The 19,678-nt window shown below is 70.2% G+C and carries 20 protein-coding genes and 1 pseudogene; 13 read left to right on the top strand and 8 right to left on the bottom strand.

All coding sequences use genetic code 11. From position 1 onward, the window contains the following. Positions 1 to 101: 101 nt before the first annotated feature. Positions 102 to 683, bottom strand: coding sequence for a TetR/AcrR family transcriptional regulator (locus tag NE236_RS26820; protein ID WP_252844921.1), 582 nt, complete (start codon positions 681 to 683; stop codon positions 102 to 104). Between the two features lie 168 nt (positions 684 to 851). On the opposite strand from NE236_RS26820, the gene NE236_RS26815 reads away from it, so the two are divergent. The 4 genes from NE236_RS26815 (at position 852) to NE236_RS26805 (ending at position 5,537) form a co-directional block, all read left to right on the top strand. Continuing rightward, a complete protein-coding gene (locus NE236_RS26815; RefSeq protein WP_252844920.1) occupies positions 852 to 1,793 on the top strand; it encodes an SDR family NAD(P)-dependent oxidoreductase in 942 nt (313 codons plus the stop codon). A gap of 147 nt (positions 1,794 to 1,940) precedes the next feature. Then, positions 1,941 to 2,072, top strand: a complete 132-nt coding sequence (locus tag NE236_RS43845; RefSeq protein WP_289850923.1) for a hypothetical protein — start codon at positions 1,941 to 1,943, stop codon at positions 2,070 to 2,072. Continuing rightward, positions 2,069 to 3,529 carry an FGGY-family carbohydrate kinase gene (locus tag NE236_RS26810; protein WP_252844919.1) on the top strand — a complete coding sequence of 487 codons (1,461 nt, stop codon included), beginning with the start codon at positions 2,069 to 2,071 and terminating at the stop codon, positions 3,527 to 3,529. Before NE236_RS43845 ends, NE236_RS26810 begins: the two co-directional genes overlap by 4 nt. Positions 3,530 to 3,587: 58 nt before the next feature. Beyond that, a complete protein-coding gene (locus NE236_RS26805) occupies positions 3,588 to 5,537 on the top strand; it encodes a potassium transporter Kup (protein WP_252844918.1) in 1,950 nt (649 codons plus the stop codon). 163 nt (positions 5,538 to 5,700) lie between these two features. Here the strand turns inward: NE236_RS26805 and NE236_RS26800 are convergent, their stop codons facing one another. The 3 genes from NE236_RS26800 to NE236_RS26790 all read right to left on the bottom strand — a co-directional run bounded on the left by NE236_RS26800 (position 5,701) and on the right by NE236_RS26790 (position 9,234). Then, positions 5,701 to 6,846, bottom strand: coding sequence for an ARPP-2 domain-containing protein (locus NE236_RS26800; RefSeq protein WP_252844917.1), 1,146 nt, complete (start codon positions 6,844 to 6,846; stop codon positions 5,701 to 5,703). A gap of 64 nt (positions 6,847 to 6,910) precedes the next feature. Then, positions 6,911 to 8,341, bottom strand: a complete 1,431-nt coding sequence (locus NE236_RS26795) for a hypothetical protein (protein WP_252844916.1) — start codon at positions 8,339 to 8,341, stop codon at positions 6,911 to 6,913. Positions 8,342 to 8,526: 185 nt separating this feature from the next. Beyond that, complete coding sequence (locus NE236_RS26790; RefSeq protein ID WP_252844915.1) at positions 8,527 to 9,234, bottom strand: RraA family protein; 708 nt, start codon at positions 9,232 to 9,234, stop codon at positions 8,527 to 8,529. 280 nt (positions 9,235 to 9,514) lie between these two features. Between NE236_RS26790 and NE236_RS26785 the strand changes: the two genes are divergently transcribed. After that, complete coding sequence (locus NE236_RS26785; RefSeq protein WP_252844914.1) at positions 9,515 to 10,489, top strand: AraC family transcriptional regulator; 975 nt, start codon at positions 9,515 to 9,517, stop codon at positions 10,487 to 10,489. 167 nt (positions 10,490 to 10,656) lie between these two features. Next, positions 10,657 to 11,379: a CHAP domain-containing protein gene (locus NE236_RS26780; protein WP_252844913.1), complete on the top strand. Its 723-nt coding sequence runs from the start codon at positions 10,657 to 10,659 to the stop codon at positions 11,377 to 11,379. Between the two features lie 50 nt (positions 11,380 to 11,429). Here the strand turns inward: NE236_RS26780 and NE236_RS43840 are convergent, their stop codons facing one another. Further along, positions 11,430 to 11,585: an ArsC/Spx/MgsR family protein gene (locus NE236_RS43840; RefSeq protein ID WP_289850939.1), complete on the bottom strand. Its 156-nt coding sequence runs from the start codon at positions 11,583 to 11,585 to the stop codon at positions 11,430 to 11,432. Positions 11,586 to 11,641: 56 nt separating this feature from the next. Then, complete coding sequence (locus NE236_RS44675; protein WP_252844912.1) at positions 11,642 to 12,403, bottom strand: phosphotransferase; 762 nt, start codon at positions 12,401 to 12,403, stop codon at positions 11,642 to 11,644. Between the two features lie 262 nt (positions 12,404 to 12,665). On the opposite strand from NE236_RS44675, the gene NE236_RS26765 reads away from it, so the two are divergent. The 5 genes from NE236_RS26765 to NE236_RS26745 all read left to right on the top strand — a co-directional run bounded on the left by NE236_RS26765 (position 12,666) and on the right by NE236_RS26745 (position 17,163). Next, entirely contained in the window at positions 12,666 to 13,385 is a 720-nt protein-coding gene (locus NE236_RS26765) for a hypothetical protein (protein WP_252844911.1), read from the top strand. Positions 13,386 to 13,423: 38 nt separating this feature from the next. Then, positions 13,424 to 14,158 carry a hypothetical protein gene (locus tag NE236_RS26760; protein ID WP_252844910.1) on the top strand — a complete coding sequence of 245 codons (735 nt, stop codon included), beginning with the start codon at positions 13,424 to 13,426 and terminating at the stop codon, positions 14,156 to 14,158. Positions 14,159 to 14,204: 46 nt separating this feature from the next. Beyond that, entirely contained in the window at positions 14,205 to 15,419 is a 1,215-nt protein-coding gene (locus tag NE236_RS26755) for a hypothetical protein (protein WP_252844909.1), read from the top strand. A gap of 71 nt (positions 15,420 to 15,490) precedes the next feature. Then, positions 15,491 to 16,189 (top strand): hypothetical protein, encoded by a 699-nt coding sequence (locus tag NE236_RS26750; RefSeq protein ID WP_252844908.1) that lies wholly within the window; start codon positions 15,491 to 15,493, stop codon positions 16,187 to 16,189. 302 nt (positions 16,190 to 16,491) lie between these two features. Next, positions 16,492 to 17,163, top strand: a complete 672-nt coding sequence (locus NE236_RS26745) for a hypothetical protein (protein WP_252844907.1) — start codon at positions 16,492 to 16,494, stop codon at positions 17,161 to 17,163. On the opposite strand, the gene NE236_RS26740 is transcribed toward NE236_RS26745, so the two are convergent. Further along, on the bottom strand, positions 17,145 to 18,149 hold the full coding sequence (locus NE236_RS26740; RefSeq protein WP_252844906.1) for a hypothetical protein: 1,005 nt from the start codon (positions 18,147 to 18,149) through the stop codon (positions 17,145 to 17,147). The genes NE236_RS26745 and NE236_RS26740 overlap by 19 nt on opposite strands. Before the next feature lie 224 nt (positions 18,150 to 18,373). Here NE236_RS26740 and NE236_RS26735 point away from each other — a divergent pair, with 224 nt between their 5' ends. Next, a complete protein-coding gene (locus tag NE236_RS26735) occupies positions 18,374 to 18,625 on the top strand; it encodes a hypothetical protein (RefSeq protein WP_252844905.1) in 252 nt (83 codons plus the stop codon). 120 nt (positions 18,626 to 18,745) lie between these two features. Here NE236_RS26735 and tnpA read toward each other — a convergent pair. Further along, positions 18,746 to 19,015: pseudogene (tnpA, locus tag NE236_RS26730) on the bottom strand (IS200/IS605 family transposase); the annotation flags it as partial. A 38-nt stretch (positions 19,016 to 19,053) separates the two neighbouring features. Here tnpA and NE236_RS26725 point away from each other — a divergent pair. Beyond that, a complete protein-coding gene (locus NE236_RS26725; RefSeq protein ID WP_308209160.1) occupies positions 19,054 to 19,608 on the top strand; it encodes an RNA-guided endonuclease TnpB family protein in 555 nt (184 codons plus the stop codon). The last annotated feature ends 70 nt before the right edge of the window (positions 19,609 to 19,678 follow it).

Genomic DNA, 19,678 nt, shown 5'->3' with positions numbered 1-19,678 from the left:
GTCGACGAAACGACATCGCGACGCATGAGCACAAGTACTCAATCTTCGCGTTCGTGATCGTCCAGAGAATTAGTACCGAGCGGTGTCATCACCCTCGATGATCACGGATGCTGTCGGCGGTAGCGGAGGCCGTCCACCAGCAGGTCGAGCATGCGGCCGACGCGCTCACGGTGCTCCGGCTCTCCGGCGGCGAAGGACGCCCCGGCGAGGCTCATGAGGACGTCGAGCGGGTCGACGTTCGAGCGCAGGGACCCGTCGGCCGCGCCCGCCTGGAGCATCGTCGTGATCGCGTCGGACAGTCGGTCGCGGCTCTGCGCGAACGGGTCCCCGCCGGAGGCGATGACCGCGCGCAGTGCGTCCCCCATGTGGTTCTTGGTCGCCATGTAGTCGATGAAGCGGTCCATCCAGGCGCGGGTCGCCTCGTCCGGCGGCAGGGTCCGCAGCAGGTCCGGCACGGCGTCGCACAGCCGGGCGAGCTCGTTCCGGTAGGCGGCCTCGATGAGCGCCTCGCGGGTGGGGAAGTGGCGGTACAGCGTTCCGATGCCGACACCCGCGTCCTTGGCGATTGCGTCGAGCGTGGCATCCGCTCCTTCTGCGGCGAACGCGCGCACCGCGGCCTCGAGCAGCCGCTCGCGGTTGCGGCGGGCGTCGGCGCGCAGAGGGCGGGGGCCGGTGGCCGGCACGGCTCCTCCTCGTCGGTCCGTTCGGGTGACCAGCCGACTGTCCGGGTTCGGTGGTCGATTTGCAAACCGGAGGAGGCTCCACTTAGTCTCCACTGTATCGGAGGGTCCTCCGGTTTTGATCTTACCGGAGCGGCCCCTCCGGATCGCCGAGGGGAGACAGCGGAGACCATGAGCACCCGCATCACCACACCGTTCAACGTCGACTCCACGGCCGCCGAGGTCGTGGACGGCATCGACCTCACCGGCCGCCGCGCCATCGTGACCGGCGGGGCGTCCGGCATCGGTGTCGAGACCGCCCGAGCGCTCGCCGGCGCCGGGGCGGAGGTGACCCTTGCCGTACGCAACGAAGAGGCTGGGCGGCGCACCGCCGAGGACGTCATCACGACCACCGGCAACAAGCAGGTCCTCGTCGCCCCGCTGGACCTGGCCGACCAGGCCTCCGTCGCGTCGTTCGTCGCCGCCTGGGACGGACCGCTGCACATTCTCGTCAACAACGCGGGCGTGATGGCGTCGCCCGAGACGCGGACGCCGGAGGGGTGGGAGCTGCAGTTCGCGACCAACCACCTTGGTCACTCCGCGCTCGCCACGGGACTGCACCGGGCGCTGGCCACGGCCGGGGGAGCCCGGGTCGTGTCGGTCAGCTCCTCCGCGCACCTGCGCTCGCCCGTGGTGTTCGAGGACGTCCACTTCCGGCAGCGCCCGTACGACCCGTGGGCCGCCTACGGCCAGTCGAAGACGGCCAACGTGCTGTTCGCCGTCGAGGCGACGAAGCGCTGGGCGGACGACGGCATCACCGTCAACGCCCTGATGCCCGGCGCGATCCCGACGAACCTGCAGCGACACATCACCGAGGAGGAGCTCGACCGGCTGCGGGCCCAGATGGGGGGAGAAGGCCCGGCCTGGAAGACGCCGGAACAGGGCGCCGCCACGTCCGTCCTGGTCGCGACGTCACCCCTGCTCGACGGCGTCGGCGGGCGATACTTCGAGGACTGCCAGCAGGCCGAGCCGAACCGGCCGGGCACCCGCCGCGGCGTCGCTGCGTACGCCCTCGACCCCGAGGCGGCCGAGCGGCTCTGGCAGCTGTCGGTCGACACCCTTTCCCTTTCCTAACGAGCGCGTCGCGGTGCTGGCGTGCGGAACGCTCGGTGATCGCGGTCGCGAAACGGGGCGGATCGGCGCAGACCGCGGTCCCGCATCCGCCTTCGCCAAGCCTTCTGCCCGCGTCGACGAGGCGCCGGCCGTGGCACGATCAGGGGCGTGAGCAGATCCGGTGAGATCGCCTGGTCCCGGCCGTCCATCGCCGGTGCCCGCCCCCGGCTGGACATCGGCCGTGCCACGGTCGTGGCGCCGCCCTACGAGGACCACCTGTGCGGAGACATGACCGCATGACGTACCTGGGGGTCGACGTCGGCACGTCGAGCACCAAGGGCGTGCTGGTGGGCGAGGACGGGACCGTGCTCGCCACCGCGGTCCGCCCGCACGCGGTGGATCGCCCGCGTTCCGGGCATGTCGAGATGGACGCCTGGATCTGGTGGGACGAGTTCGTCGCGATCGCCCGCGAGCTGGCCGGCGCGGGAGACCCGGTCACGGCCGTCGGCGTCAGCGGCATGGGCCCATGCGTCCTCCTGACCGACGAGGCGGGCACGCCGCTGCGCCCGGCCATCCTGTACGGCGTGGACACCCGTGCCACCGAGCAGATCGCCCGCCTCGACGCCGAACTGGGCCGCGAGGAAGTCCTGCGCCGCTGCGGTTCCCTCCTGTCCACCCAGGCGGTCGGTCCGAAGATCGCCTGGGTCGCCGAGCACGAACCGGACGTCGCGGCGCGGGCGCGCCGGCTGTACATGCCGGCGTCGTACCTGGCCGACCGGCTCACCGGCGCGTACGTCCTCGACCACCACTCGGCGAGCCAGGCCGTGCCGCTGTACGACTCCGTCGCCCGGCAGTGGTACCGCCCGTGGGCGGAATACGTCGCCCCGGGGATCGACCTGCCGCCGCTGCGCTGGCCCGGTGAGATCGCCGGGCGCGTCACCGCCGACGCCGCCGCCGTCACCGGTCTGCCGGCCGGCGTCCCGGTCATCACCGGCACGATCGACGCCTGGTCGGAGGCCCTCAGCGTCGGCGCGCAGGGCACCGGCGACCTCATGCTGATGTACGGCAGCACGATGTTCCTCATCAACACCGTGCCCGACCGGCTGCTCGTCCCCGAGCTGTGGAGCACCGTCGGCGCGCTGCCGGGCACCCGCAACCTCGCCGGCGGCATGGCGACCTCCGGGATGATCACCGAGTGGCTGCGGGACCTGTTCGGCTCCCCGGACCACGCGGCGCTCCTGGCCGAGGCGAAGGAGTCCGGTCCTGGAGCGCGCGGACTGCTGATGCTGCCGTACTTCGCCGGTGAGCGGACCCCGATCGCCGACCCCCACGCGCGCGGGGTGATCGCGGGACTGACCGTCGAGCACACGCGGGGCGATCTGTACCGCGCCGCCCTGGAGGCGACCGCCTTCGGCGTCCGCCACAACGTGGAGACGATGCGCGCCGCCGGTGGGGACGTCCGCCGGATCGTCGCCGTCGGCGGCGGCACGCGCGGCGGCCTGTGGACCCGCGTCGTCTCCGACGTCACCGGGCTGGAGCAGGAGATCAGGACCGTCACGATCGGCGCCTGCTACGGCGCCGCGTTCCTCGCCGCGAGCGCCGTCGCCGACCCGTCCATCGACGCCTGGAACCCCGTGCGCGAACGGATCACGCCGGACCCGCGCGTACGGCCCCGCTACGACGACCTCTACGCGCTTTATCTGCGGCTTTATCCGGCGACCCGGGAGATCGGCCACGCCCTCGCCGAACGGGCTTAGCGCGGAACGCCGACCCCGCTGATGGCCACCGTCGTACGGGTCCGGTACCTATGGTCACATGACCGACTCCGCGCTGCGAGACGCCCCGTCCGATTCCGAGCCGGCCTCGTCCGGGCACCGGTCGGGGCTGTGGGCGCTGATGCTCGGTGCCCTCGGGGTCGTGTACGGCGACATCGGCACCAGCCCGCTGTACGCCCTGCAGACGGTGTTCAGCATCGACAACGGGGCCGTCCGCCCCACGAGCGGCGACGTGTACGGCGTGATCTCGATGGTGTTCTGGTCGGTCACGCTGATCGTGTCGGTGAAGTACGTGACGTTCATCCTGCGAGCCGACAACGACGGCGAGGGCGGGGTGATGGCACTTGCCGCCCTGGTCCGACGCGTGCTCGGCAACGTGCGCGGCAGGGCGGCGCTGGCGATGGCCCTCGGTGTGTTCGGGGCCTCGCTGTTCTACGGCGACAGCGTCATCACGCCGGCGATCTCGGTGCTGTCGGCGGTCGAGGGCCTGAAGGTGTCCACGCCCGCCGTCTCGCACCTGATCCTGCCGATCTCGGCGAGCATCCTGGCGCTGCTGTTCCTGGGGCAGCGGTGGGGCACGCACCGTGTCGGAAGCCTGTTCGGCCCGGTCATGGTGCTGTGGTTCGTGGCGATCGCCGCCGCCGGGATCGGCGAGGTGATCCGGAAGCCGGGCATCCTCCTCGGGCTGTCCCCGACGTACGCCGGCGCGTTCCTGCTGGAGCACCCGTACATCGCGTTCATCGCGATGGGCGCGGTGGTCCTGTCGATCACGGGTGCGGAGGCGCTGTACGCCGACATGGGCCACTTCGGCCGCCGGCCGATCCGGCGTGCCTGGTTCGCCGTCGTCTTCCCCGCGCTGACGCTGAACTATCTCGGCCAGGGCGCGCTGATCCTGCGCGACCCCAAGAGCGTCGCCAGCCCGTTCTTCCTGCTGCTGCCGAGCTGGGCGCGGCTTCCGATGGTGATCCTGGCGACGGCGGCCACGGTGATCGCCTCCCAGGCCGTGATCACCGGTGCGTTCTCGGTGTCCCGGCAGGCCGTGCGGCTGGGGTTCCTGCCGTACGTGCGGATCCGGCACACCTCGGCGCGGGAGATCGGGCAGGTGTACGTCCCCGCCGTCAACTGGATCCTGTTCGCCGGCGTGCTGGCGCTGATGCTCGGCTTCCGCTCCTCCGAGCACCTGGCGACGGCGTACGGAGTGGCGGTCACCGGGACTCTCATCATCACCACCGTGCTCTTCCTGGTGGTCGCGCGGGCGCACTGGGACTGGCCGGCGTGGCGGCTGGTGGTCTTCGCGGTCGTGATCGGCGGCGCGGAGGTCACCTACTTCGCGGCCAACCTGACCAAGGTCACGCACGGCGGCTGGCTGCCCCTGCTGATCGCGATCTCGGTGTTCACGATCATGAAGACGTGGGAGCGGGGCCGCGAGATCGTGACGGCCCGCCGCGCCGAGAAGGAGGGCCCGCTGCCGGAGTTCATCGAGAAGATCCACGAGATGCAGGTGACGCGGGTGCCGGGCACGGCGGTGTTCCCGCACCCGGGGAAGAAGACCACTCCGCTCGCCCTGCGGGCCAACCTCGACCACAACCACGTGGTGCACGAGCGCGTGGTGATCGTCTCGGTGACGAACGAGAATGTTCCGCACATCCCCGCGGCGGAGCGGATCAGCATCGACGACCTCGGCTACCACGACGACGGCATCTTCCATCTCACCGCGCGGTACGGGTTCCAGGACGAGCAGGACATCCCCGCCGCCCTGCGCCTGGCGGCGTCCCGGCCCGCGCCACCGGGCACCGAGTTCGACATCGACCCGGACGGTGCGTCCTACTTCCTGTCGCGGGGGACGCTGCGGTTCACGCAGGCGCCGGGGATGCACCAGTGGCAGAAGAAGCTGTTCCTCGCGCTGGCGCACAACGCCGCCAGCCCGGCGGAGTACTTCTGCCTCCCCGAGGCGCGCACGGTGGTCATGGGCACCCAGGTCGACCTGTGATCAACGCTGTGCGGATGCGGTGAACAGGGCCCGGTCGGGGGCCGGGACCCACTGGCACCGCGGGTCGAGCGGCCGATAGCGGGCCTGGATGTGGGAGATCAGCCGGGGGAGTCTGGGCGCCGGTGTGTTCGGCGAGGCATGAGCGCGCGCTGGGCTCGCCGGATCACCGGCGGGCCCGGGCGCGGTAGTGGTCGCGGAGATCCTGGCGGAGCAGGTACCCGAAGCCGGCGGCCTCGATCCGCCGGACGAGCTCGAACTCGGTGACGCCCATCGCGGCGGCCGTCGTGGACAGCCGCCAGTCACCCGCGGCCAACCGGGTCAGCAGGTGGCCGCGCCGGACCTGGTTCTCCGACAGCCGGAACGTCTTGAGGTACGCGAGCCGCCCGGCGTCGTCGTCGATGAGCTCGCCGATGTGGTTGTCCCGCTGCCGCTCGAAGGACGGCATGAGCCGGGACAGGCGGTACGGCCCCACCTCCTGGACGTACTCGTACGTGTAGTCGCCGCTGAGCAGCCCGCCCGCCATGACCTCGTCGTGGAAGGTCGCCCACTCGTCCCGCTGCGCGGCGGCCGCGGCCCGCAGATCGGCGAGCGAACGCACCGTCGTGTCCGCGATGCGCGCCTTGAAGGCGGGCACCGGCCCGCCGAGCATCGCGTAGTGGTAGATCAGCTCGCCGTACAGGTCGTGGACCAGGGTCGAGTGGAGGGCGCGGTAGTCATCCGGGTGCGGCACCACGAACGCTGCGGCGAGCGCGTCCGCGACGTAGACGAGGACCCCGCACTGGCCCGGATGGATCTCGAACACCCGCAGGGCGTCGGCCAGTCCCCGGACCGCGGCGCCCGTGTACGCCTCCTCCACACGCGGCGACAGCCCGCGGCGGATCGCCTGCTGCGACCACTCCTCCCACGCGATCTCCGGCCCGCCGAAGTGCAGCGCCAGGTAGCCCTCGAGCGCCAGGTGCAGAGGGAGGAAGCGCAGCCGGTTCTTGTCGACCCGCCGCGCCATCCGGTGGTGGAACCGCAGCGGCATCCGGGCGGGTGCGCGGTCGCGGTCCGCGGGGTTCCGCAACTGGGTGCCGTACGCCGCGGCCGGCGTGCCGTCATCCGCCCACGTCGCCACGAAGCCGTGTGGGATGTAGGAGCAGTAGGCGATCCGCGGGCCGACCGCGACCACTCCCACGTCGGCGTCGTACACCTGGGCGTCGAGCCGCAGGTCCTCGATCGGCTCGTCGCGGACGAGCGGAACGAGCCGCACCCCGCCCCACACCTGCGACGGGCGGGTGGCGAGTCCGTTCAGGGACAGATCGGTCACGGGACCTCCTTCGTCGGCCCCGTGACCAGGGTGCTGTGCTTTTTGGTTCCCTCGCTTCGCTCGGTCACGTGTCCTCCCGGAGGAAGTCCTCGACGCGCTGCGCCAGATGGGCGCGCAGCTCCGCGAGGCCCGTACGGCCCTCCGCGAACTGCGCCAGCTCCACCAGCGCGACCAGGGTCTCCGCGTCACGGATGCCGGCGGTCGGGACGGCCGGTGCCAGCCGCCGCACGTCGAAGTCGGCAGCGTCGTACACCGGGTTGAGGTGGACGATGCCGCAGGCGTGGGAGGGGTCGAGCCGGGTGCGCCAGATCCGCAGCACCTCACCGGCCAGTCCCGGCGGTGCGTTGTCCCACCCGTCGGAGACGATGACGAGGCGATCCGGGCCGAGCTCCAGGCCGTCGAGGATCCTCTCGCCGAGCGGCGTCGGCCCGTACGGCCGGACATCCAGCGCGTCGGACCGGCCCGACAGCCACAGCGGCGTGTACTCGGCGGCCAGCGCCTCCAGTAGGAAGTGGCAGGCCAGCGCGACCGCGAGCGGCCGGCGACGCTTCTGCCCCGAGCCGTACGCCGAGAAGCTGTCGTCGAGCACCGCCGCCACGGTTCCCCAGCGTCCGGCCTGCTCGCCGGCCGTACGGCGGGCCGCCGCACGCAGCGCCGACGTCAGCTCGGCGCGGCGGCTCCGCCGGTCCTCCAGGGAGAGGGCGAGCACGTACGACGCCAGCCGGGTCAGCGGCATCGTGGTCAGGTCGGCTCGTACCGCGTCGGCCCCCAGGTCACGCGCGGACTCCTGCAGGCGCAGCCGTTCCAGCCGGGTGAGCCGGGGCGCGATCCGCTCCAGGAACGTTCCGCGCGCGATGCCGTGCCGGGCGGCGAATCCCTCCGCCACCGTGTACGGCAGGTCGTACAGCGCGGCCCGCTCGTAGTGGGCGCGTCGCCAGGTCTCCAGGATCGGTGTCGTGTAGACGGCGGGCCGGTGCGGGGTGAACAGGAAGGGGCCCAGTTCCCCGGCCGGTGCCAGGTGCGCGTGCCGGGTCACGTCCTTGACCGCGGAGCGGTACTTCACCGCGTCGAACGCCGGGTCGGGACGGGCGGCCAGCCAGTCCCGCATGATCGCCCGGGTCCGCCGGTTGTTGACGCGGGCGCGGCGCAGCTCCCGGAACAGCCCGTACACCCGCTGCGGAGGCAGCAGGGCGAGCCGCCGGGCGATCAGCCTGCCCTCGGCACGGCGCTGCTCGGGGGTCGCCTCGGCCGTCGTGACCAGGAGGTTCCGCGCGATGAGTACCGCGTTGTGGTCGTTGACGTCCAGGGCGAGCGTCGCGGCGTACAGGTCGCGGTAATTGCCGAGAAGGTAGTGATGCAGGAAGTCCAGCGAGAGGCTCTGCTCGTCCGCGCCGGAGTGGAACTCACGCTGGCCGGTCGACGTGATCGCCGCGTTGACGAACAGCAGGACGTCCTCCGCGGCGATCAGGTCCGCGCCGGTCTCGTCACGCGTCACGGTGTGAGCCTTCCGGTGGGGGAGGCCGGCCGGGGAGTGGGGGCACGAGCTGCGAATCTTCGCTTCACAGGCGGGTTCCGGAAGTCGCACCGGAGTCCCGCGGCCGGCCCCGGAACGGTAACACCGCCATCGTGCCGTCTTCACCCCGGTTTACGGCGCTGCGGACCGGCGTGCCCAAGGCGCCGTCACTCCTCGATGGCGCCGCCTACGGATCGCAGGTGCTCGCGGAACGTCAGCGACGGATTGTCCCGGTGGGCGGCGAGGTAGGCGGCGAAGCCCACCTGCTCGCGCAGGGAGACGCCCGAGCGGATCCGTTCGGCCTGCCTCCGCTCGGTGTCGCGGATCCGCTCCGCGATGTCGAAGAGGCGCGCGGCGTCGGCGACCGGGACGAACAGCACGCCGTCGTCGTCGCCCAGGACCAGGTCCTCGCGGGTCACGACGTGATCGCCCACTGGGGCGGACTCGAGCACGTCCGCCGGCCGGTCGCGAAGGCTGAGGGGTCCGGTCGAGATCGCTCCCCGGCTGAAGACCGGCAACCCGATCGCCCGGATGTCGGCGGTGTCGCGGTGCAGACCCCAGATCACGATGCCGGTCAGCCCGGCCGTCTCGGCCTCGCGGACCACTAGGTCGCCGACGCACGCCTCGTCGAGACGCCCGCCGTTGTCGACCACCAGCACGTCACCCGGGGCGGCCCCTTCGAACGCCTCCAGGAAGATGTCGACGCTGCCGAGATGCCGGGCGGGGCACGCGCGCCCCAGCAGGCGGCCGCCGGGTTCGACAGAGGTCATCGGCGCGGGCGCGCAGCGCACCGGCAGCCCGGCGCGGACGCACGCGTCCGCCACGTGGGCGGTGGTCAGCGTCGTGAACCGCTTCCGGAGGTCCTCAAGGTCCATCCGTGGTTCCTTTCGGTGGTCAGAACGCGGCGATGCGTCCGCACGGCGGACGCCGTCGTATCCGCCGGTGCTCCGCGAAACAGCGTCTCACAGGCGCCGGCCGGGACCCGGCCCGGCGTCGTACGGGGAGTGGAGGGCGGTCGGCCGATGCGACGGGACCGCCGATCCCGAGGGCCGGCCGGCGGGACGCAGGTCGTCTCGGTGCGCGCCGTACAGGAGCGTGAGACGGCCCATGGCCGAAGCTATTTAATTCATGTTCGTTCGTCTACATTCGGAAGGCATGGACGTCGTCGCCGGTCTGCTCAACGGCCCCCGTGCACACGGGGCGTTCCTGCTCCGCTCCTCCCTCGTACCGCCCTGGTCGCTGCGGGTGCAGGACGAGGCGCCGCTCACGCTCGTCGCGACGGTACGCGGCACGGCGTGGGTGATCCCCGACGGCGGTGGGGCGACGGAGCTGGGGCCAGGCGATGTCGCGATCCTGCGCGGCCCCGATCCGTACACCTTCGCCGACGACCCGGCCACGCCGCCTCAGGCGATCATCCACCCCGGCCAGCGCTGCACCACCCCCGACGGCGACGCGTTCTCGGACCTGGGCGATCTCGGCGTCCACACCTGGGGCAACGCCGCCGAGGGCACGACCGTCATGGTCACGGGCACCTACCAGGTGCTCAGCGAGATCTGCCGGCCGCTGTTGGACGCGCTGCCCCCGCTCGTCGTTCTCCGGAACGGCGCCTGGGACACCCCTCTCGTACCGCTGCTCGCGGCGGAGATCGTGAAGGAGCGGCCAGGTCAGGACGCCGTCCTGGACCGACTCCTGGACGTGCTGCTGATCGCCGCCCTGCGCACCTGGTTCTCCCGGCCCGAGGCCGACCCGCCGCCCTGGTATCGCGCCCAGAACGACACGATCGTCGGCGCGGCCCTGCGGCTCCTGCACGACGCCCCGGAGCGTCCGTGGACCGTGGCGAAGCTGGCCGCCGCGACCGACGTCTCCCGGGCGGCGCTGGCCCGCCGGTTCGCCGCGCTGGTCGGCGAGTCCCCGATGGCCTACCTCACCGCCTGGCGTCTCGCGCTCGCCGCCGACCTGCTGCGCGATCCGGACCTGACCATCGGCCAGGTCGCCGAGCGGGTCGGGTACGGCAGCTCGTTCGCGCTGAGCACCGCGTTCAAACGCGTCCGCGGCATCAGCCCCCGCGAGCACCGCACCAATGTCGCCCGCACGCCGGAGCCGGTCGCGGCGACCAACCGGCTCGCCTGAAGAGCCGAGGGTCTTCCGCGTCCTCGAACGCAGGAGGGTCGAGACGCTCAGAGGAAGCATTCGGGTTACGAGCGCGGCTTCGTTAATTTGTCACATTCACCGGTTCCGGCCCGTTATTTAGTCACCTAACGTCAGATTCGGGATCCTCCGCCAGAAAGGGGCCTGATGTGGCCTGGATCAGACGAAGTGGGCTGACGGTCGTGGCGAGCGTGGCCGCGATCATGCTGGGCGTCTCCACGGCGAACGCGGCGACCGGCACGGTCAACACCAGCGGTACGGCCCTGGCCGTGCACTCCGGAGCGGGCACCGGCTACGCGACGGTGGGGAGCGTGGCGGACGGCGCGGGCGTCGCCATCACGTGCCAGACCCGCGGGACCACGGTCACCGGCACGTACGGCACCAGCAGCGTCTGGGACAAGATCACGAGCCCGGCCGGCTACGTGACGGACGCCTACATCTACACCGGTTCGGACGGCACCGTCGCGCCCCCGTGCGTCCAGACGGTCACCGACGACTACCCGTACAAGTCCGACTCATCGAGCGAGGCCGACCCGTGGCTCTTCTACAAACGGGAGTGCGTCTCGTTCGCGGCCTGGCGGGTCCGCCAGCGGCTCGGCGTCGACTTCACCAACTCCTACCAGGGCGTGCACTGGGGTAACGCCATCAACTGGGACAACGCCGCGCTGTCCGCCGGGGTCAAGGTCGACCACACCGCCAAGGTCGGCGCCGTCGCCCAGTGGAACTCCGGCACGTACGGCCATGTCGCCTACGTCGCCCGGGTCAACGGCGACGGCACCATCCTGATCGAGGAGTACAACTACCTCAGCGCGCACAACTACGACACCCGGACGATCAGCGCGAGCAGCGTCGGGAACTACATCCACTTCTGAACCGGTTCCCCACGGGGTCCGTGCGAGGAGCGTACGGACCCCGGCCGGGTTCACTCCAGGACGGACCCGACCGCCTCGGGAGAGCGGCCGACGACCGCGGTGCCGTCGTCGGCCGTGATGATCGGTCGTTGGATGAGGATCGGGTGATCGACCAGGGCGCCGAGCCACCGGTCGCGGGTCGCCGGCTGCCGATCCCACGCCGCCAGGCCGATCTCGCGGGCGACGGCCTCACATATCTCTCACCAGGGATGGTCCGTGGCTGTCACGCGCGCCAGAACGAGTCTGGGAGCGCCTCGACCTCGGTGGCGGCCTGCTCCATCCTCTCGGCGAAAGGCCGCAGCGCGGTCTGGCCGTCTTCGACCAGGCGGCGGATGATGCCCGCCTGGCGTCGGGCTCGCCCGACGATGACGTCGGCGAAGGCTCTGCGGTCCCCGTCGTAACCGTAGGCGTCCAGCAGGACGTGCAGCCGCCGGGACCTGTCCTCGAACGCCGTGAACCCCTGGAACTCGGCGACGTGCCGGGCCTGCAGCGGCACCCAGGTCAGTGCCAGATGAGCCAGATCGAACTCCCGCGGCGAAGGCCCGGCGGTGTCCCAGTCGACGAACCCGACCAGACCCTCGTCGTTCCACACCACGTTGTTGGGCGAGGCGTCGTGATGACCGATGACCAGCCCGGGTTGCCAGGTCCCGGCGAACCACCTCGCGTCATCCGGTGGAACGAAGGTCGCCGTGGCGTCGTGCAGCCGTCGCATCCACGCGGCGGCCTGACGCAGCGCCTCGTCAGAATGCGGCCATGCCGGCCAGGGGTGGCGTTCGCCGATGGTGTCGCCGTGCAGAAAGGTCAGGACCTCACGGCCCTGTTCATCGAACCCCAGCACCCGGGGAGCGCCCTCGAACCCGGCCGCCTGCAGATGGCGCAGCACCGCGTGCACGGTGGACGTCCACGGATTCGCCGGGCGGTGGACGGTGTCGCCGATACGGACCCCGCCCACGTGTCTGCCACCGGGCAGCCGTTGCTCTTCCACCCCGGCGTTCTACCGCACGGGCCCCGGCCCGCGCATCCCGTTTTCCGGGGGAAGGCGGTCGATTCCTCCTAAATCGCCACTAGGGTGACAATTTCGACAATTCTTGTATTCCCGGCTATGGCGCTGCATTGGTGATCGCTCGCTCTTTGCTTCCTCATTTGCTTAAACTTTCCAGCAACCAAATCGGGGGATCAGCCGTCCAACCAATGGCGAACTTCGAAGATCGGTTTTATCCGCCGATCGATACTTCAGGGGGTGAACGGTGGCGCCTTGGTTCCTGGTCCGCTGGATCGAACTGGCCGGTGCCGAACGCCAGGGCCGTACCGACGGCGCGCTCGGAATCCCGTTCGAATCCGGGGAGCGGCTCGGTGATGGCGCGCCGGTGACATGGGACGACAAGCAGATCACTTTTTATCTGGCGGAACTCGAGGCGCTCGCGGGGCGGCGTCAGGCGCGGACGCTGGCACGGGCCCAGGCGAAGGCGAGGTCGTTGACGCCCCGACTGCTCGGCGCGGCGGAGGCGGTGCTCGCGACCGAGGAGGCCCTCGCCGACGGCCCGGCGTCCTCGTCGTCTCCCGTGCCGGGTGAGGGGTGGCTGAGCCGCGAGGCCGCCGCGCAGGCACGCGTGGAGAGCAGGAAGGCGGCGATGGCCGACCGGGCCCGCGAACGCCGGCAGGCCGAACGCGAGTCCTTCATCCGGTTGCTCGGCCGGCTGGCCACGATCACGTCCGGCGCGCACAAGAAGGCTCTGCAGCAGGTGGCCTTCGCCAACCAGGCCGGCGGTCGCTACTGCACCGCCGTCACCCGGGCCTACCGCCGTACGGCATCCGGCCAGGACAGGAGGTGGAGGTCGTGGACGCCACCGCAGATCAGGCCCGCCGCGCCGTGGAAGGACGCGGCGGAGATCCCCTCCTACGAGGTCCTGCTCACCGAAGAGGCCGCCGACCTGGTGCGGAAGGCACAGGAATGCATAGTGCGCTGAAACTCCGCCATTCCCCCGTCAGGGAGAGAGGAAGTCGCGTGCGGGTTCGTTCATCCGTTCGCCTTGCGGCCGGGGCCCTTGTCCTGGCCGGTACGGCCATGCCGCTGGTCGCCTGCGGCAGGCCGGAGGCCACCGGGGTGCCGTGCGGACTGGTCGTCGACACGACCTCGTTCTTCGCGAACACCAACGTCCGGGACAAGATCCAGTCCTACGTCCCCCGCTACCTGGACGGCTGCGCGACGGTGGGCTTCGGCGTGGTGACAGGGGTGTCCGGGGCCACCGACTGCAGGCACCCGCTGTTGCGGCTGAACCCGACCTCCGCCGACAATCCGGGCGACAACCCCAAGACGGCCGAGGGCATTCGCGCCGCCCGGCGCAGGGCGGCCGTCGCGGTGCTGTGGCAGCTCGCGCAATGCGCGCAGAAGGAGAAGCGCACCCGTACGGGATCGGACATCCTGGGGGCGCTCGATCTCATCGCCCGTGACTCCTCGGAATACGGGCGGCTTTCGAAGATCCTCATTATCAGCGACATGATCGAGAACAGCCCCCGGCTGAATCTCTACAAAGCCGACATCCGAACGCGCGGGGAACGCGACCGGATCATTCGCCGCCTCCAGGAAGATCGCGTCCTGCCGGAATTGAAGGGGACGAAGATCTCCATCCTCGGATTCGGCCTGCTGGCCACCAAGGATCCGTCCCGACTGATCGAACTCCGGGAGTTGTGGGACGAGGTGTTCACCGCCTCCGGCACCACCGGCGCGACCTACCTCTGAAATCGGACGCTCCCGGCGCCGGATCGACACCCGAGAGGCCCCCTCCATGAACCATGGCAAGCGACTGATTCGCGAGTACGTCTTCGGAGACGCCCCGGATCCCATCCTGATGGAGGAGATCCGCGCCGAGGCCGATGCGATCGGCGGGCCCGCTCCCGAGCCCGAACTGGTGGGCGGCGGCAAGTACTCGAAGAAGGACCTGCGAGGTCGTGCCTTCCAGGACGGGAGGAGCGACGCCAAGTCCGGCATGTACGACGAGTGGACGTTCAGTACCGGCACCACTCCGCCGTACCTCGTGGCGCTGAGGAACCAGCGGGACGAGATTCTCAACGAGAACACCATCCGCAAGCTCCGCGACCTGCAACGGGTCGAGCAGCGGATCGCCGCCGCCGAGGCCGCGGCCGAAGAGGCGAGTGCCAGCGCGGCCGAGGCCGAGGCCAAGCTGGAGGAGGCGAAGGATCACGAGACCAAGATCCAGAAGGTCCTCGACGGAGAGGTCGACGAGGATCACCCCGGCAGGCGCTGGGCCGAGCCCGCCCGCAGCCTCGGCAGACGGCGCCTGATCAGGTTCTCCCGTGCACTCGTCATGGTGATCTTCGCCGGCGTCGAACTCCCGATCCAGTACTCGACCTTCATCTACTTCGGGGAGAGCCGGTCCCTGACGCTCGCCTTCGTCATCGGCACCGCCACGGCGATGCTGGTCGCGCCGCATCAGGCCGGCGGCTGGGCACGGAAGGCGAAGGTCGAGGGCGGTCATCGACAGCTCAGGGTCGCGACCGTGGTCGTCATGACCGCCTGGCTGGGCGCCCTGATCGTGCTGGCCGATCTGCGCCGGCGGACCCTGCTGGCGTCCCAGGTGGACGCCCAGACGGGGCAGACCCTCCCGTCCCCGGCGACGGCGCTGCACCTGACACCGTTCATGGTCACCGTCCTGTTCCTGGCGCTGATGGCACTGACCGGCATGGTGGCCTTCGTCTTCGGCTACCAAGGGGAGAACCCCTACAGCGCGGAGCTCGCCTCGGCGCAGGCCAAACGCCGGGCGCTGGCCCGCCGGGTCGCCAAGGCCAGGGGCCGCCGGACGGCCATGAGGCGTTCGGCGGAGAAGGTCCAGGAGCGCGAGGCCAAGCTGACCGAGCGCTGGGAGGCCCGCAACGCCGCGCTGGAGCGCTTCTTCGACTCCTGTGCGGCCAGGTACCGGCACGGGGTCGCCGTCGAACTGGGCAACCCCGCGGTGTCCGAGGCCCTGGGAGAACCACGCTGACCGAGCGTCCGATCCGCGTCCCGAACAGCCGGCCGCACGGCCCGGCCTGAAGCCCGGAAAGGCCCTGATATATGGGCATCTCAGACATCTTTCGCTCGAAGTCCTCGTTCCTGGAGATCACCGGCCTGGCCGTGCTCCTCGCGGCGGGGCTCGGCCTGTCGATCCCCGTGCTCGACAACGCGATCGTGGTCCCACCCGCGCACGGCCGCACGCCGCGCCTCATCGAACTCGTCATAGGGGCGCTGCTGCTCGTGGCCGGTGTGGCGCTCACGGACAAGGACGAACGCATCAGGCCACTGGCGCTGGTCACCAGCCGCGCGGTCCTCGCGATCGTCACCCTCATCGCCGTCAACGTCGTCGGCTGGTTCGCCCACTACGTCCGTGCCGACCTCATCCGCCCGCGGCTTCCGTCATGGGCGGCCGGCGACTGGACGGGACCGTGGAACTCGCCGGAGTACGGAAGCGGACGCGCCGAGATGGTCCTGCGGGTCGTTCCGGACAGGGCGCACCGGCTCACCGGCACGCTCGCGGTCACCTACCTCAACGGACGGTGCGTCTTCACGCTGGCGGGCGACTCGGCGACCGACGGCCGGGCCGAGGTGAAGATGACCGGCGTCAGCGCCGACTCCGACCGCTGTGACGCCGGGGTGGGCCACCACCTTCTGATCCGGCGACCCGATTCCCGCCGCGACCTCCTCTCGGTCGCCGAGGTTCCCGCGAACGACCCCGGAGGGACCGTCTTCGAGGGAGACCTCACCGGCGCCCCATGAACCCTTCCCAGCGCTGCCGCCCCGGACCGACCACGCATCTCCCCGGCCCGCCTGGGAAACATGCCGCCTTTCGGTATGGATGGTGGTCGGCGCGGAGGCGATACTGAACCCGCAGAGCCGAGGGGGCCGCCGCATATGCCGACCGATGACCGACCGGGTGCGCGGAATCGTGCCTCCGGCGACCTGACCGGAGCCCGCGCTCGGAGCGCCGAAGCGTCGGCCTCTGAGGCCTGTGCGCCCTGTGCGCCCTGTGCGCGCGAAGGGCCGGCCGCCGCCGCGGCGCGGATCGGCGGTGGTACGACGTGAATTACGAGGAGCTCCATCATCTGATCACCTCGGGCGCCGCGGAGGGCCCGGTGTTCGCCTGGGCCGCAGAGACCCTCCGGAAAGTGGATTCGCGGCTGTTACGCGTCAACGCCGTCCTGCATCCGCTGGGCTTCATCTGCCTGCCGCTGCAGCGTCACGGGCTCCTGGGCGTGTGCCTCCACCTATGGCCGGCCGACCGGGGGCCATCCGACGACCTGGGGCCATCCGACCCCGGACCACCGGCCACCTCACAGATTCACTGCCATAGCTGGGAACTGCTGAGTCTCGTGCTCTACGGACAGGTGACCAACCAGCGGATCCGGCTGGATGACGGCCATGACCTCCGGGTCTTCGAGGTGAGGAGCTCGGGTGATGAGGACGACGTTCGCCCGACGGCGCGGACCGTACGCGCGACGCCGGAGTCGTCAGACGTCCATGGCCCCGGTGACGCCTACGGGTTGCCATCCGGCGTCTTTCATCGAACGTCCGTGGCGGACGGCGCGGCGACGATCGCGCTGGGGCGCACCGTACCCGCAGGCCAGGATCTCTCCGTGGGCCCTCCCGACCTGGGACGGCACCGAATGCGCAGGCGACATTGCCCACCCCGCGAGCTTTCTGACGCCGTCCGGCTGGCCGCCGCCCGGCTCGATCAGTCCAGCCTTCGGTAGAGGTCTCCCAGATATTCGGTGAAGTCGGCGACGTAGGCGTCGTAACCTTCGCGCCAGCGACGTAGGTCGTCTCCGGTGACGGGCTCGCCCAGGAGTTCCTCCAGATGCGCGACCAGGAATTCGTCGTCCTGGCCGGCATCGAATCGCACGTGGATCGGCGCGATCTCGAACTTCCGCATCAGATCTTGACGCATGATCCGGTACACCATCGATTCAGCGCCGAATCGGAATGACTCCGGCATCTCCCTGGCGGCCGACCGTGGCCCGTGGAACCAGGAGAGGTACATCGAGTCATCGAACATCTCGAAGCGATAGACCGCGGTGTCCTCGATATAGGCAAGGTCCACGGGGCAGACGCGGCGGTAATCGAAGAGCACGACGATGTTCCGGATCAGCTCTTGGCGGAGTTCCCGTTCGAGCGTCGGCAGGTCCTTGCCCTGCTGCCGCACCCACTGCCGCCGGTCGGAGGCCCGCCGGGCGATGGCGCGCTGGTCACCCGGGCTCATGGACACGACCCGGACCTGCTGCGGCGGTCGGCGGGCGCAGCGCAGCCGCGCCACGACGTACCTCGGGCTCGGCCCCCGGAAGGCGTAGAAGCTCGTGCCCTCCAGGCTGTGCGTCATGTCGACGTTGAACTGATCGCCGTATCCGGACACCGGATCGAGCGGAGGGTAAGTGGCGACCGGCAGGTAGGTCTGGTTGGTCTCGGCGATCTCCTGGAAGAGCGACCGCGAAAGCTGATCGACACGCTCGCCGAGGGCCTCGTGCAGTCCGCGTTCCTGGAGCCGGCTGCTGAGGGTGGAGAACACGACGGCGAAGGCGACCGACGCGATCAGGTTGACGCCGATCGCGGACATCAGCGCCGTTCCGGTGAGAGCGCGGTCGCTCAGCGCGAGCAGTAATCCTCCGCCCAGCGTGATCACACTAGCCAACGCGAAGGCGTACCATCCGAGGGTCTTTCTCAGGTCCGTCTGTGACGTCGTCACGGCTACCTCCTCGCCACCATCTCATCAAGTGTGCGATGAGATCGCCGGGAAATTCACCGAGCCGCTCCGATAGCGTTCCGTGTCGGAGCGCGGACTATCCGCTGCGCGCTATTCGGTCCGCCCGCTTATCGCCTCTCGTTGACACCGCAGAGGAGGCGGCCGACCATGGCCGCAGCGCCGCCGCCGCGCAGGGGGTGCCCGGGTACGGGAAGGAACTCCAGCCCATGAGCGACGACCAGGACGACCAGGAAAGCCCGGAGCTCGACCTGAATCTGCCCGACCTCGATCTCGCCGGCATCGAGGCGCTGGACGGAACGGCACTCGGTCAGATGCTGAACGACCTCTACCGCTCGAGCCGGGACATCACCGCCGAGGGATCACCGCTGGGTCAGCTCTTCAGTTCGTTCAGCTCACACAGCCGGCACTCGGCGTTCAGTTCCTTCAGCTCGCACAGTTCCACGTCGTGGCCGACCTGACGAGCGGCGGGCCGGAGCCGTTCAACTGGCTTCTAGCGAGGAATCCCGGCCCTTCAGCTTCAGGGCCGGGAGGAATCGTTTCTGTTGTGCGCGGCGCGCTAGCGCCGCCTGAGCGGTTGGTCAGTTGGGTCGTTTCTGGTTGTCGATGTATTCGGCGATGATCGCCAGGGGTGCGCCGCCGCTGGAGGCGGCGAGGTAGGACGGGGACCACAGGTGTCCGCCCGACAGGTATTTCGACAGGTGGGCGTGGTGTTCCTGTCTGAGGTGGCGGGAGGAGACGCCTTTGAGGCTGTTGACCAGGCAGGACAGGGCGATCTTGGGCGGGTAGTGCACGAGCAGGTGGACGTGGTCGGTTCCGCCGTTGAACTCGGCGAGTTCGGCACCGAAGTCGGTTCCTGGCGGCCCACCGCAAGGGCGAGACCGATCTGGTGCGTCGCGACGGGATGTTCTTGCTGACCGCGACGTGTGAGGTCGAGCAGGCCCCCCAGGTCGAGCCCACCGATTGGATCGGGGTGGATCGGGGGATCGTGAACCTGGCCACCACCTCCGATGGAGACAACCACCAAGGCAAGGCCCTGCAGCGGTATCGCCGGCGCCAAGCCCGGCTACGCGCCGAACTGCAGGCCAAGAAAGCCGCCGGGAGCCGGTCGGCCGCCCGCCGTCTGGCCCGCCGATCACAACGGGAGGCCCGCCACGCCACAGACGAGAACCACAAGATCAGTAAGCAGATCGTGGCCGATGCCCGACGCACCGAACGCGGTATCGCACTGGAGGAACTCAGTGGGATACGCGATCGGGTACGGCTCAGGCGGCACCAGCGGGCCACGCTCTCTACCTGGCCGTTCCACCAGCTCGGCACCTTCATCCAGTACAAGGCCCTGCGGGCCGGGGTGCCGTTCCTGGAGGTGGACCCGGCCTACACCTCCCAGCGTGCGACACGAAGTCGCACCGTCAGAAGTGGAGAAGCAATGGCGAAAACGTAGCCGCAGCTTTTCCCTGGCTTGTGCCATAGGCCAGTCCCCCACGCTCACGTGCGTCGACAGTAATGACGGG

Origin of the sequence: Actinoallomurus purpureus (assembly GCF_024055795.1) — a bacterium.
GTDB lineage: Bacteria > Actinomycetota > Actinomycetes > Streptosporangiales > Streptosporangiaceae > Actinoallomurus > Actinoallomurus purpureus.
This window is presented reverse-complemented; position numbering and strand designations above follow the sequence as displayed.

Bases quoted from the DNA above. Each gene is read 5' to 3' on its own strand.
- NE236_RS26750 (WP_252844908.1), top strand. From the start codon at position 15,491: ATGGGCATCTCAGACATCTTTCGCTCGAAGTCCTCGTTCCTGGAGATC.
- NE236_RS26785 (WP_252844914.1), top strand. From the start codon at position 9,515: ATGGACGTCGTCGCCGGTCTGCTCAACGGCCCCCGTGCACACGGGGCG.
- NE236_RS26735 (WP_252844905.1), top strand. From the start codon at position 18,374: ATGAGCGACGACCAGGACGACCAGGAAAGCCCGGAGCTCGACCTGAAT.
- NE236_RS26790 (WP_252844915.1), bottom strand. From the start codon at position 9,234: ATGGACCTTGAGGACCTCCGGAAGCGGTTCACGACGCTGACCACCGCC.
- NE236_RS26805 (WP_252844918.1), top strand. From the start codon at position 3,588: ATGACCGACTCCGCGCTGCGAGACGCCCCGTCCGATTCCGAGCCGGCC.
- NE236_RS26810 (WP_252844919.1), top strand. From the start codon at position 2,069: ATGACGTACCTGGGGGTCGACGTCGGCACGTCGAGCACCAAGGGCGTG.
- NE236_RS26755 (WP_252844909.1), top strand. From the start codon at position 14,205: ATGAACCATGGCAAGCGACTGATTCGCGAGTACGTCTTCGGAGACGCC.
- NE236_RS26815 (WP_252844920.1), top strand. From the start codon at position 852: ATGAGCACCCGCATCACCACACCGTTCAACGTCGACTCCACGGCCGCC.